Below are 15993 nucleotides of genomic sequence, written 5' to 3'. Positions count from 1 at the left end.
ATGGCCGCAACGTTAAAGAAAATTTTCGAAAACAAACTTGTTAAACACAACATTAAATATACCGCTGTAGGTATTAGTGTAGGTGTATGTATTAGCCTTTTGATTTCAATGGTCAGCAGAAATGGGATATCGGTTAGGCAAACTTTCTTCAATATCTTATTTAGTGTCTTCATTAGTTTAGCCATTTCAAACATCTTTTCTACCTTTCAAAAATATAGCCAAAGGTTTACCCGTCGCTTTTGGCAACTGATATTGCTTTATTACACCTGTAACCTATTGGGCATGTTGATAGGTATCGAAGTATGTTATTTGATTATTTCCATATTCTACGATGTTTCCTACGAGCCTTTTAAACATGCACAGGATTACAAATCTATCTCGGTAATTGTTTTCATTGTAGGCACCATTATGCTGCTTTACCATTTACAACAACGCAATGCCGAAAATGCTTTAAAAGCCAAGGAAGCCGATTTAATTCGAAGTAATCAGCTGAAAGCCCAAGCTGAATTACAAGCATTACAATCTAAAATCAATCCTCACTTTTTATACAACGCCTTAAATGCCATTACCAGCTTAATTCATGAAGATCCCGACAAAGCGGAGGATATGACCATTAAACTTTCGAAACTATTTAGGTACAGCATTAACTCGCAGCAGCAGAATTATTGTACGCTAAAAGAGGAAATAGACATTTTAAACACTTATTTGGCCATTGAAAAGGTAAGGTTTGGCAATAGAATTAATTTCAATATTGAGATTGACGAGAGTATTTCTTTTATAGATTTCCCTAGGTTTTTACTACAACCACTGGTAGAAAATGCTTTGAAACATGGTTTAAAAGACACCTTTGAAAACGGCCTACTTGAGGTAAAGGTAGCTCCTAAAAACAGTAAGCTACAAATCTTGGTGATAGATAATGGCGTTCCTTTTCCTGATGAGCTAGTAGCTGGATATGGATTGCAAAGCACCTTCGATAAATTGACTTTGCTTTATCCCAATCAACATGAAATAGAGTTAATTAACCAACCACAAAAACAAATCAAAATCACCATCCCTTTAAGCGCATGAACTGGAAAACCATTATTATCGAAGACGAACAATTAGCCAGACAAAGACTAAAAAGACTGCTGAATAATTATCAAGAAGTTGAGATAATAGCAGAAGCTGAAAACGGCTTAGAAGGGCTTGAATTGATTAAAAAACACCAACCAGACTTGATTTTTCTGGATATAGAAATGCCGATTTTGAATGGCTTTGAAATGCTTTCAAAACTTGGCGAGCGCCAACCTAAAGTAGTTTTTACGACGGCTTACGACCAATACGCCATTAAAGCTTTTGACGAAGGCTCCATTGATTACCTGCTTAAGCCCATTGAATTGGAAAGGTTAGACAAAACCATCCACAAGTTAAAGCAAACCAACTTGGCCAAGCCTGTTTTAGCAATAGATGATTTGTTACAGCAAATTAAAGGCAAAACCGTTCAAAAAACACTCACTGTAAAACTTGGAGACCGAATCTTGCTTATTAAAATAGATGACATTATACATATCCAAGCGGAAGAAAAATATGTATTTCTTTATACGGTAGATGGCAAGAAACATTTAACGGATTATACCCTTTCAACTTTGGAAGGCAAACTACCAGAAGATTTTATCCGTATTCATCGGAGCGACATTATTAACACCAATTACATCACTGAAATTAGAAAAGGATTTAACGGGGCACTCATTTTTGTAATGAACAATCAGGCAAAAGTCAGCTCCAGCAGATCGAACAGTGAGAGTTTGCGTAACCGCTTCGGAATTTAAGTGTATTTACCCGTTTTTATAATTTATTGATAAATGAGTAAAAGCTTTGTTATTTTTGCTTAACCAGACAAATAACTTGCTACACTTCTTAACATACAGAACACCTCCTAAATTTCTAAAAGCTTTTGATGAATACGCTGCAGATGGCAATCTGAATTTTGTAAAAATCATTAGCTCATTGATATTAATCCTCGGAGTTATCTCCCGAACTTTGGCAACTGTTTTTCATCAAGATGCGATTAAAATACAGGGTTATGACCAGCTCTCATTAAACAACTGGTTTCAGTTAACTTTCTCTGCGATATTTTTTTTCATTAGCATTAACGTAGCCAACAAACAAGTGCCGCTGCGCTATAAGAAAATAATTGTACTGGCATTTGTCGCATTCTTTCTTACTTCAGCCTTCAATATCAGCTATATCATTTCGTTGCACAACACCAAAAATACGCTATTTGTATTCTTGGTAGGCATTGTGGCGGCCAGTCTTTTCTTCGCTATCGAATATAAATACATGAAGCTATTGGTGATTTATATCGTCCTTTTATATTTTGCCGCTACACAATTTTCGGCACTTGCCAACCAGCAAAAAATCGTCAATTTTATGGCGGGCATTATCCTTGGAATGGTGCTGTTAAGCTTTTCGAGATATAGTTATTACTTCAAATCATCGCATTTTGTACAAATTAGAGAACTCGAAGAAAAAAACATTGAAATTGCTCATTTAAATACCCAAAAAGGTGAAATCCTTTCTTTTGTTGCCCACGATTTAAGGGCTCCGTTAAATAATATCGAGGCACTTAGCCAGATGATGTTATTAGAAAAAGGCGAAGATGGAGAAACCAAAATGATTTACAGTTCCGCTTTGCAGGCCAAAAATATCATTAATGATTTGATTGAAGCTGTAAGAACCAGTCAACCAGAACTACAGAAAGAAACCTTCGAGTTAAATCCTTATCTGCAAAAAATCATCCATAAATGGGAAAGCAATACCGATAGAAAAATTATTTTTAGTCAGGGAAGCGAGCATTTAAAGTTAAGCGCCAACGCATCGAAATTGGAACGCGTAATTGACAACCTAATTAGTAATGCACTCAAATTTTCTGCGGTAGACAAGGAAATTAGTGTATTGGCAAGCAAGGTCAAAAACAAAGCTTTGATTAAGGTAAAAGACAATGGCATTGGCATCCCCTCCGAATTGCAATCACACATTTTCGAGCAATTCTCCAAGGCAAGCAGAAAAGGCTTACAGGGCGAAAAATCGATTGGATTGGGCTTGCATATTTCGCACAAAATTATTGAACAACACGAAGGCGAGCTTTTGGTAAACAGTGTTGAAAACGAAGGGACGACGTTTACCATTCAATTACCACTGGTTTAGTAGTCATCATCTTCTACTTTACCCGCAAACAAATCTTTGCCAAAGTTTACCAAGAAAAGTTCTCGCTTTGCCCTAGTAACCGCCGTGTACAGCCAGCGCATAAAATCAAGGTCAACCATATCTTCCGTCAGGAAACCTTGATCCACAAAAACAGCATCCCATTGTCCACCCTGTGCTTTGTGACAAGTAACCGCATAGGCAAATTTAATCTGTAAAGCATTGTAATAGGGATCTTGTTTAATAGCCTGTAAACGTTCCTTTTTATTGGTAATATGTTCGTAATCCAACAATAATCCCTCGTACAGCTTCTTACTCGCTTCATAAGGCAAGTTCGGACTTTCAATCTGTAAGGTGTCCAGCAATACTTTACAGGTAATCGCACCCATATCTGGGAAATCTACCAACTCCAATTGCACTTCCGCAAATCGAAAGCCATATCGTTCCTCTTCCCTGCGCACCCTAATCACTTTCGCCATATCGCCGTTCGCAATAAATGCTGTTTCATTGTCATCTGGCAACCAAAAGTAATTGTTACGCACCACCATAATATAATCTCCCCCACTCAATTCCTCATCCCTATACAGTAGTCGTGCCCTAATTTGATTGTTATAGATATTGGCTGATTTATTTGACCGACATACCACCAAGGCATTTTCTAGACCGTATTTACTGTAAGCATATTCCAAGCCTTCTACAAACTTTATCCCTGTCATCCTGAAAATATCCTTGTAACCTTTGGTGATAAATTTCGGCCATTTCGGTTCATCGTCATAAGTATTCACCAATTTCCTAAGCATGGTGGCATTGGCTAAAATCCCCGATTTCTTCTCTTGCCTTACTACTTCGGTAAGCTCCACCCCTGTTACTTCGAGATGAAAGTTGCTGCTTAAATAATCTGGATTTAAAGCGGGACTATCTGTGCTGCCTACAGGCGGAAGCTGGGCAGTATCGCCAACAAACAACAAGAAACAGTTTTTAGGTTTACCTTCTGCGGAGGGTTGAAAAACAAATTCCAGCAAATCTCCCAAAAATGACGAGCCTCTTTGCGCATTCCATTCATCGGCAATCATGGAGGCTTCATCTACAATGAAAACGGTATTTTGTGCTAAATTAGGAGCTAACTGAAAAACCAAATCCATATCCATTGCCGCCTTTTTACGATAGATTTTTTTATGGATGGTGAGGGCTTTCTGCCCTGTATAATTGCTCATTACCTTGGCGGCCCTACCTGTTGGCGCTAGCAACATAGACCTTAAACCAAATTTGGGCAATGCCTTTACCAATGCAGCAACCGAAGTAGTTTTACCCGTTCCAGCATAGCCCCTTAACACAAAACAAGCCTCTGCATTTGGTCTACTCAAAAAGTTTGCCGCATGCTTACAAAATTGTAGTTGTTCTTTAGTAGGTGTAAATGGATAAGATTGAGCAATGAGTTGGGCTTTGTCCATTTGGCAAAGATGCGAAATATGCCACAGATGCACAGATAATTATTCATCAGCTAAACTCATCTTTTGATAGTATTATCTTATTATCATACTATTTAAACGCCCCGCCCTTTAGCCACCCTCTAAAAGAGGGGAATTAAATAAAACAATCGACATTGGAAATAAAAACATCTGTGCATCTGTGGCAATAAAAATCCATTTTTAAAAAAAAGAACTATTTTTGTTGCTACATGAACAATAACAGCATTTTACTCATTGACCCCAACTTTGAACCTGCAAACAGTTCCAATTTAAGTTTGTTGGTAAAAATAGGTGCCGACACCTTCTCATACGCCATTATTGATAATGAGAAAAACTTTGTTCATGCTGTTTACGACGAGCAAGAATGCGAAAATGGTTACGAAAAGCTGAATGAACGGTTAAAAAACGACAGCTACTTACAACTTGCTTACAAGCAGGTAACCGTTGCCACGCATACCAACAATATTGTTTTTGTACCTCAAGAGTTGTTTAACGAGCATAATGTGGCTGTTTATACGAAGTATTTTGAAGAAACAGATTCGAATACGGTATACGTACAACCCTCTTTACAAGAAACGATTCGTACGGTATTTTCTTTACCCGTATTTGCCGAAAAAACCATTAACGAGCGTTGGCAAACTGCTACCAGATTATATCAAAACGCCGGATTGGTAGAATTAGCCACCAACCTGGTACAGGACACGATACTGATTGACTTTACAGTTGGTTCTTTCCAGTTCATCTATCTTAAACATCAAAAAGTAGCTTTTATGCAGAGCTACCAGTTTGAAGACCTTGAGGAGCTTACCTATTACTTATTACTCATCATCAATCAGCTAAACATCAACACTGAAGCTACCGAGATTAAAGTTTGTGGCATTGTTCACGAAGGAGATGATAAATGGAAACTCCTTAACCAATATTTCAACAAAGTTGATTTACTAACGTTAAAGGCTAATTTGGATACCAATATCCTAGATGATATGCCCTCACATTATTACACTGGTTTACTTGCTCTACAACAATGCGTATAGTTGGCGGTAAACTAAAGGGCTTGCAATTTCATGCGCCTGCAAAACTTCCCGTGAGGCCAACCACTGATATGGCCAAAGAAGCATTGTTCAATATTTTGTTGAATAGCTATGATTTCGACGAATGTAATGTACTCGACCTTTTTACAGGCACAGGTAATATCAGCATTGAATTTGCTTCCCGTGAAGTAGGAAATATCACTTCAGTAGATAAACACCCTGGTTGCGTAGCTTGGCTTAAAACCGTGAAGGATAAACACCAATTAGCCATCGATATCAGAAAGGCTGATGCTTTTAAGTTTTTGGAACAGACCTCTGAGAAGTACGATATTATTTTTGCCGACCCTCCTTATGATTTGCCCAATATACCCCTTCTTCCTCAATTAGTGGCCAAGCATCAGTTACTGAAAGAAAATGGGGTATTAGTAGTTGAACATCCATCGATGTTAAAACTAGACCAACAACCTGGCTACGTAGAAACCCGCAAGTATGGCTATTCTTCGTTTAGCTTTTTCAAAGAGATGAAAGAACAAGGATAAAAGAGCAAGGACTATACAAAATGTTAATTTCTTGCAATTCCTCATTCTTTCTTTATCCTTTTTAAAGAGATAAAAGAGCAAGGACTATTCAAAACGTTAGTTTTCTCGCAGCTCATCTTTATTCCTTATTCTTTGTTCCTTTATCCTTTTCAACTATCTTTGAACATGAAAATTGCTCTATTTCCTGGCTCATTTGACCCTATCACCATTGCGCACGTTGATATTTTAAAACGTTCGTTGCCTCTATTTGATAAAATTGTGGTTGGCATTGGCTTAAATAGTTCTAAACAAAGCTTCCTTTCTGCCGAAAAAAGGGAAGAGATTGTAAAAAGCATTTTCGTGAACGATAGCAATGTAGAAGTTCAACTATACCAAGGTTTGACGATTGATTTTTGCAAAAAAATTAATGCCACTTACATGGTTAGGGGTATTCGTTCGGCTTCAGATTTTGAATACGAACGTGCCATTGCACAAATTAACAAAACCATGATGCCCGAAGTAGAAACTATTATCTTGCTAAGTCGTCCAGAATACTCTGCCATTAGCTCGACTATCGTTAGGGATATTCTAAGAAACAATGGCGATGTTAGTCAATTTGTCCCTAAGGAGGCACTAGAATTCCTGTAGACATCACAAAATAATCACCTTATTTACAGCACTATAAAAAGTATTCATCAATTTTATATTTTTTATTGTAACGTTTTCCCATAACACCTACTAATGGTTTAAATTAAAATCTTAAACACCATGAAATCATTAGTAAAAAACGTCATCAACAAAACTGTAAAGTTCGCCCTATTATCTGCCATAGCTATTGCACCCATTAGCAGTGTCTTCGGTCAAAAAGCCAAAACCACTTCCCTACTTTGGAAAATTGAAGGCAATGGCCTACAAAAACCTTCCTACTTATTTGGTACCAACCACATGCTTTGTGAAAGCGACTACCATATGCCTCAAAAAGTGAAAGATGCCATGAACAGCACTGAGCAAAGCTATTTAGAAATTAACTTGGCCGACCCAAACTTGGCGAAAGAAACACAAAAGCACATGACCACGGCTCAACCACTTAGCACATTGGTGAGCAAAGAAGATGCGCACTACATCGACTCGTTATTACAGGTTAAACTTAAAACCAGTCTAAAACAGCTAGAGAATATAAAACCAATGTTGATTGTAAGCTCAATCATGCAAACCTCTTTACCTTGTAAACTCATAAGCTTTGAAGGAGAAATCATTAAAGCAACTAAGGCCTCCAATAAAGAAGTAAAAGGTTTATCAAGTATCGAAGAACAATATTCCTTTTTAGACAAGATTTTTAAACCAAAGGATTTTGTTCCATATTTGAAAATGTGGTCTGATGAAGAGCTAAAAAGAGGTTTTACCGAACTTAAGGGAGCCTACCTAAAAGAAGACTTAGATAAAATAGATGAGTTGATGGCAGCTTTTTATACTGCAGATCCTGATGGTTATCGCAACCTATTACCTGTACGCAATCACCTATGGGCCGATAGAATCCCAGCAATAGCTAAAGAAAAGCCGACATTTTTTGCGGTAGGCTGTGGACATTTGCAAGGCAAGGAAGGAATGATAGGCATACTGCAGGCCAAAGGATTTAAAGTAACTCCAGTGTTCAACTAAATATCTGCCCCTTAAAAGAACGCCAATCCATGCACGATACTCAAAAAATATTCCTGCAGCAAATCAACGAGAATAAAGGCATTATCCATAAGGTTGCTAAAATGTATATGGATAATCCTTTGGATCAAGAAGATCTGTTTCAAGAAATTGTCATGCAGCTTTGGAAAGCCTATCCTTCCTTTAAGGGCACCAGTAAATTTTCTACATGGATGTATCGAGTGGCACTAAACACCGCCATTGTATTCTTTAAAAAAGACCACAGAAAGGTAGATAAAGCTTCATTAAATGAGCAGATAGAAATAGCGGATTTTAGCGATAGCCACGAAAAGGAAGAAAAACTGGCCTATTTATACAAAGCAGTTCAGGAACTCAACCAAATCGAAAAAGCATTGATCTTTCTATTCCTGGAAAACCAGTCGCATAGAGAAATTGCACAAAACTTAGGTATTACCGAAGTAAATGCCCGAGTTAAACTAAACAGAACTAAAGAAAAATTACAACAGATCATTAAAAAAAACGGCTATGAATTTTGACCAACTAAAAGATGAGTGGAATAACAATAACGCTCAGCATCAAGAGATATCCGAAGATATGCTTAAGATCAAAGAAGCACGTACGCCTATCGATAAAATCAGGAAACAAATGAAGCAAGAATTTATGTTACAGGTGGTTTCACTCGTACTAGGCGCATTTGTACCTAAAATATTCGACTTCTCAATGCCCCTAAAATCTACCTACTTGATATTTTACGGTATTGTAGTTGCTTTTTGCACCTATTACTTTTATAAGTTCTATCGTTTCTATAAGCACTCCTATGATTTGAGCATAGACAGTAGAAAGAACTTATTATGGTTTTACTATGAAATGAAACTTAACGTTGAACTATATAAAGCGCTTACTTACATTATAGGTTTCATCATGATTTCTTTCTGTGCAACGGCACTATTTTTAACCAAAAATGATTTACTAGCCAGGATTTTGGAAAAACTGTCGCTAACTTACATTGTCTTGAATGCATTCATCACTATTCTGATTATTGGGGTGCTTACAGAACTTTGGGCTCGCTTTTATTACGGCAAGCACATTAAACAAATCAAAGTGATTATTGATAGCCTTGATGAGGAGTAAGTTCTTAAACTACCTACTCTCTATGCCCTATGGACATCTCTCCCAGAGGGAGAGAATATGGATTTTGCAACTCTCTCCTTTTGGGAGAGATGGCGGTAGCCAGAGAGGGCCTATATTCAAAAATATCAAACCCTAAAGCAATTTTTCGCTTTTTAAAACATCTATAATTAAAGGATAGGTGTTTTTTATTTTGGCCTTAATTTCATAGGGAGCAATCCATGCGGCTTGGGTAATGCCCTCTTCTACTTGCGGTATCAATTTCGGGCTTCCTTTCACCGTCATATGGTACCAATTGGTTCTCTTTAAAATCAAATCGGTTCCTATTTCGTACACATGGTAGGTTTTGCAAACCCTTTCGTTGCGCTGCTCTACCTTAACGCCGCACTCTTCTTCTACCTCCCTTACCGCAGCAACTTTCATTTTCTCCCCTTTTTCTACCTTTCCTTTAGGCAAATCCCACTTTTTATTTCTAAAAATGAATAGAAATTCGCCTTTGGCATTGGTCACTAAACCTCCTGCAGCTTTAATGATGGTTAAATCATTCTTTATCTTTTTAAATACAGATTGGGGGTTCTTGGTCAGTAAAAGGTAATGTTTTTGCTTACTGTTCTTGAGGTTTTTATAGAAAGACCTAAAATCAAACCCTTCTGCTTCAATTTGTTGTATTTTTCCAATTTCGGCGGGAAGCTCATGAGTTATAAACAAAGTGTTGTCGTTAATATAAATTCTGTATTTTTGCGCCATGTACAATAAAAGTGATATTGAATTAAAGGTAGCTGAATTTTTGTTACAAATTAAAGCAATTAAATTACAACCTACTAATCCATTTACTTGGGCTTCGGGTTGGAAATCCCCAATCTACTGTGATAACCGCATAACTTTATCGCATCCAGCGGTAAGAACCTACATCCGCCAAAAACTTGCTCAATTAATACAAGAAGAGTATGGCGCTGTTGATGTCATTGCAGGCGTAGCTACAGCTGGTATTCCGCAAGGAGTTTTAGTGGCTCAGGAACTGGGTTTACCTTTTATCTATGTAAGATCAAAAGCGAAAGAACATGGTACTGGAAGCCTAATAGAAGGCGAAATTGTAGAAGGACAACGTGTAGTAGTCATTGAAGACTTGGTTTCCACTGGAAAAAGCAGCTTACAAGCGGTAGAAGCTTTGCGTAATGCAGGACTTTCTGTAGCAGGTTTGGTGGCTATTTTCACCTATGGTTTAAAACAAGCTGACGATAACTTTGCTGCTGCGAAATGTAGATTTTCTACCCTTTCTAATTACAAAGCACTGGTTGACTATGCTGCCGAACATGGCTTTATTGCCAAATCGGAGATGGAGTTTTTGAATAAATGGCGTGAAAACCCTGCTGAATGGGGACAAAGCGAGATTGCTTAAGACTGTCGCACACACAAAACCTAAATATACATGACAATCATTGAAAGTACCGCTGAAATTAATTTGCCTATAGCGCAGGTTTATCAGTTTCTTGCTGATTTGAACAATCATCAGCAATTAATGCCAGAGAATATTTACAACTGGGCTTCTACTGCAGATACTGCAAGTTTCACCATCCAGAACATGGCTAAATTAGCTATTCACATTTCTGAACGGGTTGAAAACGAGAAGTTGATTGCTGTACCTACCGAAAAACCACCCTTTGATTTATCATTGGAATGGACGGTAAAGGACAATGGAAACGGGACTACCACTGCAAAGCACGTCATTTCAGCAGACTTGAACATGATGATGAAAATGTTGGCTTCGGGGCCGCTGCAAAAGTTGGCCGATTACCAAACGAAAAAGCTAAAAGAAATTTTAGGATAATATGCAAAGGAAGTTCAAAAGACTTCCTTTTTTTATGCACTAAATTCTAATTTGAAAATTTAAGCCAGTATTGCATGGGGACTGCAGCCCTGCTGTCCGCTCCTATCTTTTTGTGCTGTTTTTGCTGTCATTCCGAGGAACGAGGAATCTATTTCAGAAGAGCGTAAACTTACAGACACTTCTCCCGAACCTTCGGAATCAGGATGACAGATGAAGCACAAAAAGGATACCCGCTCCATCAGGTTTAGCTTTCAACGTTTGTGAGCAAAACTTGCTTTTATGTTTAAAGAGATCCTTCGCTACGCTCTGGATGACAAACCACCAGCTTCTGAATGACAAACAGTGTCTGGATGACAAAATTGGGCCTTGGATTACAAACGAGAGATTGGATAACGAATGATTAACGTTATTGTGCCTTTAATTTCATGCGTTTCATTAGCAAATAAAAACCTATTGAGGTAAGCAACATTAGCGCTCCTGTGCCCATCCACAAAACGTTAAAACCATAGTTAGCGGCTATCTTAGTTCCTAAAAAAGGTGCAAAAATTAATCCCGCAGAAAGGGAAAGTGAATTTAAGCCCATATAGGCTCCCCTATTTTTAATGTTTGAGCGCTGTAGCGTAACCGTTGCCATAAAAGGCATTGCCAATATCTCTGCGATACATAAAATAAACATCGATACGTACAACAACCAAATCCCCTCGGTAATTAGTAAAGAAGCAAAAGCTACTCCGCAACAAAACACCCCAATAATAATGGCATTTGCTGCCGTAGTTCTTCGCTCGGCAATGTGCACAATCAACATCTCCAAGCTAAACACCACTACCCCACTATAAGCTAAAATCACGCCTATACTTTTCTCATTGAGATGATAGACCTCTTTATAATATAAGGGCAATGAACTTAATAGCTGAAAAAAACAAATGGCAAACAAGATGCTTAAAAAAGTAAAGACCAAAAAGGGTGCATCTTTATAAGGAGACTGATATTTAAGCTCTTCTTCTCCCGTATTCACCTTTTCTTTAATTTCTCCTTTCTTATTCCTGAAATAAACGAAAAATATCACAGCGGCTAATGTTGCCGCAATGGCATTTCCGTAAAAAAGCAAATTATATGAAATGGCCGCTAATAATCCGCCTAAGGCTGGCCCAATGGAAAAGCCAAGGTTCAATGCCATTCGATTAAGCGTAAAGCTTCTAACTACATTTTCAGGCTTTGAATAATAGGCCAGTGATACGGAGTTTGCAGGTCGTAAAATATCACTTACCATACTTAAAGCCAAAATACCCCCTGCTAAAGAAGTAGTTGTCGTGAGTTCTGGCAAAAGCACAAACAAAGGAATCACCCCTACCAAACTAAATAGCTGCACTTTAAAATGACCGAATTTGTCGGTTAGCCATCCACCCAGTGAAGAACCTACTACCGATCCAATACCAAAGCAACTCAGCAGCAAGCCCGCACTCTCTAAAGAAAATCCCAAGTGCTTCACCATGTACACTCCTAAAAAGGGTACTACCATGGCTCCGCTTCTATTCACCAGCATCACTAAAGCAAGCATCCAAGCAGGTGTGGATAGTCCTTGATAAACTTTAAAGTAACTTTGTATATAGGTTTTCATTTGTGGTGCAAAGATAGGTTTTTAGTGGCTAGGAGTTAGGAATTAGTGGTTAGTATTTATTTGCAGAGTTCACTGGTGCATTGGTTCATTAGTTCATTAGTTTTTTCTCCGTGCTCCGTCATTTCGACCGTAGCGGAGAAATCTTTTAAAGCTGTTTCGTTCCCGCAGATAACACTGATTTAACCGTAGATTTTTATTTGAATAACTGGTGCACCCATCTTCTTAAATCAGCGGTTTAATACATTTTGCATGTCTGCGGAAATCAGCGGGGGATTTTAAAGCTGTTTCGTTCCCGCAGATTGCGCTGATTTAACCGCAGATTAATAGTTGTTTCGTTAGTTGTTGTTTCTTAACCAGTACCGTTCCCATTACGTCATTGCGAGTTTAGGAAGCAATCTTAAGGCGATTAGTTTTCCCGCAGATAACACTGATTTAACCACAGATGCTTATTTGAATAGCACTTGGCCTCATCTCCTTAAATCAGCGGTTTAGTGGTTTTTACATGTCTACGGAAATCAGCGGCAAATTATTTATTGTTCCCGCAGATTTACTGGCAATGAGCTTTCTATTGATTATTAACTCCTTTAGCTACTCCCAACCTAACTACTAATCCCCAACCACTATCTCCTGTTCCTGCCATTTTTTCACTACAAAACACTAAAAATCAGCCAATTATTCAGTGAAATATTTTTAAGCACGACAAAATTTCCGATTTCAAATATCAATTGGGGATGGCATTTGTTTTGAGCTTAGTGATTCAACTTAGCCAGCTTAGGCATCCGATGTCGTAGGGTGGTAAAAGAAAAAGGAAAAACAGAAATATGAACTTCAACAATTTTACAATAAAAGCCCAAGAGGCTGTACAAAAAGCCTCTGAAATTGCACAAGGCAACCAACAACAGGCCATTGAAACAGCACATCTGCTAAAAGGCTTGTTAACCGTTGATGAAAATGTAATTTCTTATGTATTAAAAAAACTAAACGTCAACCTTAATCCCCTTAACCAAAAGCTTGACGAGGATATTGCCAAGTTTCCAAAAGTGAGCGGCAGCAATATCTACTTATCTTCTAATGCCAATGCTGCACTGCAAAAAGCACAAACCTTTTTAAAGGAATTTAAAGACGAGTTTGTTTCCGTAGAGCACGTATTGCTAGGTATTTTAGCTACGAATGACGCTACCGCGAAATTACTTAAAGACCAAGGGGTAAACGAGAAAGACCTCAAAAAAGCCATTACCGAATTACGTGGTGATAGCCGAGTGACTGATCAAAATGCCGAAGCTACTTATCAGGCCTTGAATAAATATGCCCGTAATTTAAATGAGTATGCCGAAAGTGGCAAACTTGATCCTGTTATTGGTCGTGATGAAGAGATTAGACGTGTGATCCAAATCCTTTCCCGTAGGACGAAAAACAACCCAATTTTAATAGGTGAGCCTGGTGTGGGTAAAACCGCTATTGCAGAAGGTATTGCTTTTAGGATCATTAAAGGCGACGTGCCCGAAAACTTAAAATCGAAAGTGGTTTATTCTTTAGATATGGGTGCCCTTATTGCAGGTGCTAAATACAAAGGTGAATTTGAGGAGCGTTTGAAAGCCGTGGTGAAAGAGGTTACGCAAAGCGATGGAGATATCATTCTTTTCATTGACGAAATCCACACCCTGGTGGGTGCTGGCGGTGGCGAGGGTGCCATGGATGCTGCAAACATCTTGAAACCTGCCCTAGCCCGTGGCGAGCTGAGAGCTATTGGCGCCACTACTTTGGATGAGTACCAAAAGTACTTGGAAAAGGATAAGGCTTTAGAACGTCGTTTCCAAAAAGTAATGGTAGAAGAACCCGATACTCAAGATGCCATTTCGATTTTACGTGGTTTAAAAGAACGTTACGAAACACACCATAAAGTACGTATTAAAGACGAAGCGATTATTGCTGCTGTTGAAATGAGCCAACGTTATATTTCGGACCGCTTTTTACCAGATAAAGCCATTGACTTAATGGACGAAGCGGCATCAAAATTACGTATGGAAATGGACAGTGTGCCAGAAAACGTAGATGCTTTGGAACGTGAAATTATGCGTTTGGAAATTGAGCGTGAAGCCATTAAACGCGAAAAAGATGATAAAAAAGTAAAAGAACTGAGTGAAGAGATTGCCAATTTATCGGCAGAGCGAGATGAGTTTAAAGCAAAATGGCAAGGCGAAAAAGACTTGGTAGATGCGGTGAATACCGAAATTGAACAGATTGAGGCCTATAAGTTAGAAGCAGATCAGGCGGAACGTGCAGGCGATTATGGCAAGGTAGCAGAATTACGTTACGGCAAGATCAAGGAAGCACAGGATAAAGTAGAGAAGCTGAAAGCAGATTTAGCGAGTCGCCAAGACCAAAGCCGCATGCTGAAAGAAGAAGTAACTGCTGATGATATTGCGGGTGTGGTAGGTCGTTGGACAGGTATCCCTGTGACTAAACTGGTGTCGAGTGAGCGTGAGAAATTACTGCACTTGGAAGAAGAACTACATAAACGTGTAGCTGGACAAGATGAAGCCATTGAAGCCATTTCTGATGCGATACGTCGTTCACGTGCAGGTTTACAAGATAAACGCAAACCTATTGGCTCCTTCATTTTCTTAGGTACAACTGGTGTAGGTAAAACCGAATTGGCCAAAGCTTTAGCCGAGTTCTTGTTTAACGACGAGAATGCGATGACCAGAATTGACATGAGTGAATATCAGGAACGTCATGCGGTGAGCCGTTTAATTGGAGCGCCTCCAGGATACGTAGGTTATGATGAAGGTGGACAGTTAACCGAGGCGGTGCGTAGGAAACCTTATTCGGTAGTGCTATTGGATGAAATTGAGAAAGCGCATCCTGATGTATTCAATATTTTATTACAAGTATTGGATGATGGTCGATTGACCGATAATAAAGGTCGTGTGGTGAACTTTAAAAACACCATCATCATCATGACTTCTAATATTGGCTCGCATTTGATCCAAGATAACTTTAAAAACTTGGACGATGAAAACAGGGATAGTGTAATTGCCAAAACAAAGAACGAGCTGTTTGAATTATTGAAACAAACCATTCGTCCTGAGTTCTTAAACAGGATTGATGAGCTGATCATGTTTACCCCATTGAACCGAAGCGAAATCAGGGATATTGTAACCCTTCAGTTTAAACAGGTTCAGGATACTTTGGCCGAGATGGGCATTACCATGGAAGCAAGTACCGAAGCCTTGGATTGGCTAGCTGAATTGGGCTACGATCCTCAGTTTGGTGCGCGTCCTTTAAAACGTGTGATCCAGAAAAGAATTCTGAACGAGTTATCTAAGGAAATATTGGCTGGTAAAGTAGATAAGGATAGTAAAATCAAATTGGATATGTTCGACCATCAATTTGTATTCCTTAACGAGGACAAATAATATTCGTAAACTCTATCATATATCAAAAAGACAGGCTAAGCCTGTCTTTTTTTATGACAGCCATCTGCCAAAAAATGTCAAATCGACAAATGTAAAATCTATCAAAATATCAGTCAATTGTCAGTAAAGGGCACTTTTGTCAA

The 15993-nt window shown here is 38.5% G+C and carries 15 protein-coding genes; 12 read left to right on the top strand and 3 right to left on the bottom strand.

Annotated features, from left to right (window positions below):
* The 3 genes from DUT70_RS01910 (at nt 1) to DUT70_RS01900 (ending at nt 3186) form a co-directional block, all read left to right on the top strand.
* A complete protein-coding gene (locus DUT70_RS01910) occupies nt 1-1068 on the top strand; it encodes a sensor histidine kinase (protein ID WP_113645611.1) in 1068 nt (355 codons plus the stop codon).
* Nucleotides 1065-1808 carry a LytR/AlgR family response regulator transcription factor gene (locus DUT70_RS01905; protein ID WP_113645610.1) on the top strand — a complete coding sequence of 248 codons (744 nt, stop codon included), beginning with the start codon at nt 1065-1067 and terminating at the stop codon, nt 1806-1808. The genes DUT70_RS01910 and DUT70_RS01905 overlap by 4 nt, the downstream gene beginning before the upstream one ends.
* A 76-nt stretch (nt 1809-1884) precedes the next feature.
* Nucleotides 1885-3186 (top strand): sensor histidine kinase, encoded by a 1302-nt coding sequence (locus DUT70_RS01900; RefSeq protein WP_113645609.1) that lies wholly within the window; start codon nt 1885-1887, stop codon nt 3184-3186.
* Here the strand turns inward: DUT70_RS01900 and DUT70_RS01895 are convergent.
* A complete protein-coding gene (locus tag DUT70_RS01895) occupies nt 3183-4634 on the bottom strand; it encodes an ATP-dependent DNA helicase (RefSeq protein ID WP_113645608.1) in 1452 nt (483 codons plus the stop codon). The two genes, DUT70_RS01900 and DUT70_RS01895, sit on opposite strands and share 4 nt — an antisense overlap.
* Before the next feature lie 227 nt (nt 4635-4861).
* Here DUT70_RS01895 and DUT70_RS01890 point away from each other — a divergent pair, with 227 nt between their 5' ends.
* From DUT70_RS01890 to DUT70_RS01865, 6 genes are all read left to right on the top strand, one after another.
* Entirely contained in the window at nt 4862-5686 is an 825-nt protein-coding gene (locus tag DUT70_RS01890) for a DUF3822 family protein (protein ID WP_113645607.1), read from the top strand.
* Nucleotides 5677-6222 (top strand): RsmD family RNA methyltransferase, encoded by a 546-nt coding sequence (locus tag DUT70_RS01885; protein WP_113645606.1) that lies wholly within the window; start codon nt 5677-5679, stop codon nt 6220-6222. Before DUT70_RS01890 ends, DUT70_RS01885 begins: the two co-directional genes overlap by 10 nt.
* Nucleotides 6223-6387: 165 nt before the next feature.
* A complete protein-coding gene (gene coaD, locus DUT70_RS01880) occupies nt 6388-6849 on the top strand; it encodes a pantetheine-phosphate adenylyltransferase (protein WP_113645605.1) in 462 nt (153 codons plus the stop codon).
* A 120-nt stretch (nt 6850-6969) separates the two neighbouring features.
* The gene (locus tag DUT70_RS01875; protein ID WP_113645604.1) at nt 6970-7860 is read left to right on the top strand and encodes a TraB/GumN family protein; all 891 of its coding nucleotides are present in this window, start codon (nt 6970-6972) and stop codon (nt 7858-7860) included.
* A gap of 29 nt (nt 7861-7889) precedes the next feature.
* The gene (locus DUT70_RS01870; protein ID WP_113645603.1) at nt 7890-8393 is read left to right on the top strand and encodes an RNA polymerase sigma factor; all 504 of its coding nucleotides are present in this window, start codon (nt 7890-7892) and stop codon (nt 8391-8393) included.
* Entirely contained in the window at nt 8383-8988 is a 606-nt protein-coding gene (locus DUT70_RS01865) for a hypothetical protein (protein ID WP_113645602.1), read from the top strand. Before DUT70_RS01870 ends, DUT70_RS01865 begins: the two co-directional genes overlap by 11 nt.
* Nucleotides 8989-9120: 132 nt before the next feature.
* Here the strand turns inward: DUT70_RS01865 and DUT70_RS01860 are convergent, their stop codons facing one another.
* Entirely contained in the window at nt 9121-9732 is a 612-nt protein-coding gene (locus DUT70_RS01860) for an NUDIX hydrolase (protein WP_113645601.1), read from the bottom strand.
* Between DUT70_RS01860 and pyrE the strand changes: the two genes are divergently transcribed.
* Together pyrE and DUT70_RS01850 are read left to right on the top strand one after the other, a co-directional pair.
* The gene (pyrE, locus tag DUT70_RS01855; protein WP_113645600.1) at nt 9731-10384 is read left to right on the top strand and encodes an orotate phosphoribosyltransferase; all 654 of its coding nucleotides are present in this window, start codon (nt 9731-9733) and stop codon (nt 10382-10384) included. The genes DUT70_RS01860 and pyrE overlap by 2 nt on opposite strands.
* A 30-nt stretch (nt 10385-10414) precedes the next feature.
* The gene (locus tag DUT70_RS01850) at nt 10415-10813 is read left to right on the top strand and encodes an SRPBCC family protein (protein WP_113645599.1); all 399 of its coding nucleotides are present in this window, start codon (nt 10415-10417) and stop codon (nt 10811-10813) included.
* 406 nt (nt 10814-11219) lie between these two features.
* Here DUT70_RS01850 and DUT70_RS01845 read toward each other — a convergent pair whose 3' ends face one another.
* Nucleotides 11220-12431, bottom strand: coding sequence for an MFS transporter (locus DUT70_RS01845; protein ID WP_113645598.1), 1212 nt, complete (start codon nt 12429-12431; stop codon nt 11220-11222).
* An 821-nt stretch (nt 12432-13252) separates the two neighbouring features.
* Here DUT70_RS01845 and clpB point away from each other — a divergent pair.
* Entirely contained in the window at nt 13253-15850 is a 2598-nt protein-coding gene (gene clpB, locus DUT70_RS01840) for an ATP-dependent chaperone ClpB (protein WP_113645597.1), read from the top strand.
* Nucleotides 15851-15993 lie beyond the last annotated feature (143 nt).

It is taken from the genome of Pedobacter chitinilyticus (assembly GCF_003313385.1).
Lineage (GTDB): Bacteria > Bacteroidota > Bacteroidia > Sphingobacteriales > Sphingobacteriaceae > Pedobacter > Pedobacter chitinilyticus.
Note: the sequence above shows the minus strand (reverse complement) of the source record. Positions and strands in the feature narration are given on the sequence as shown.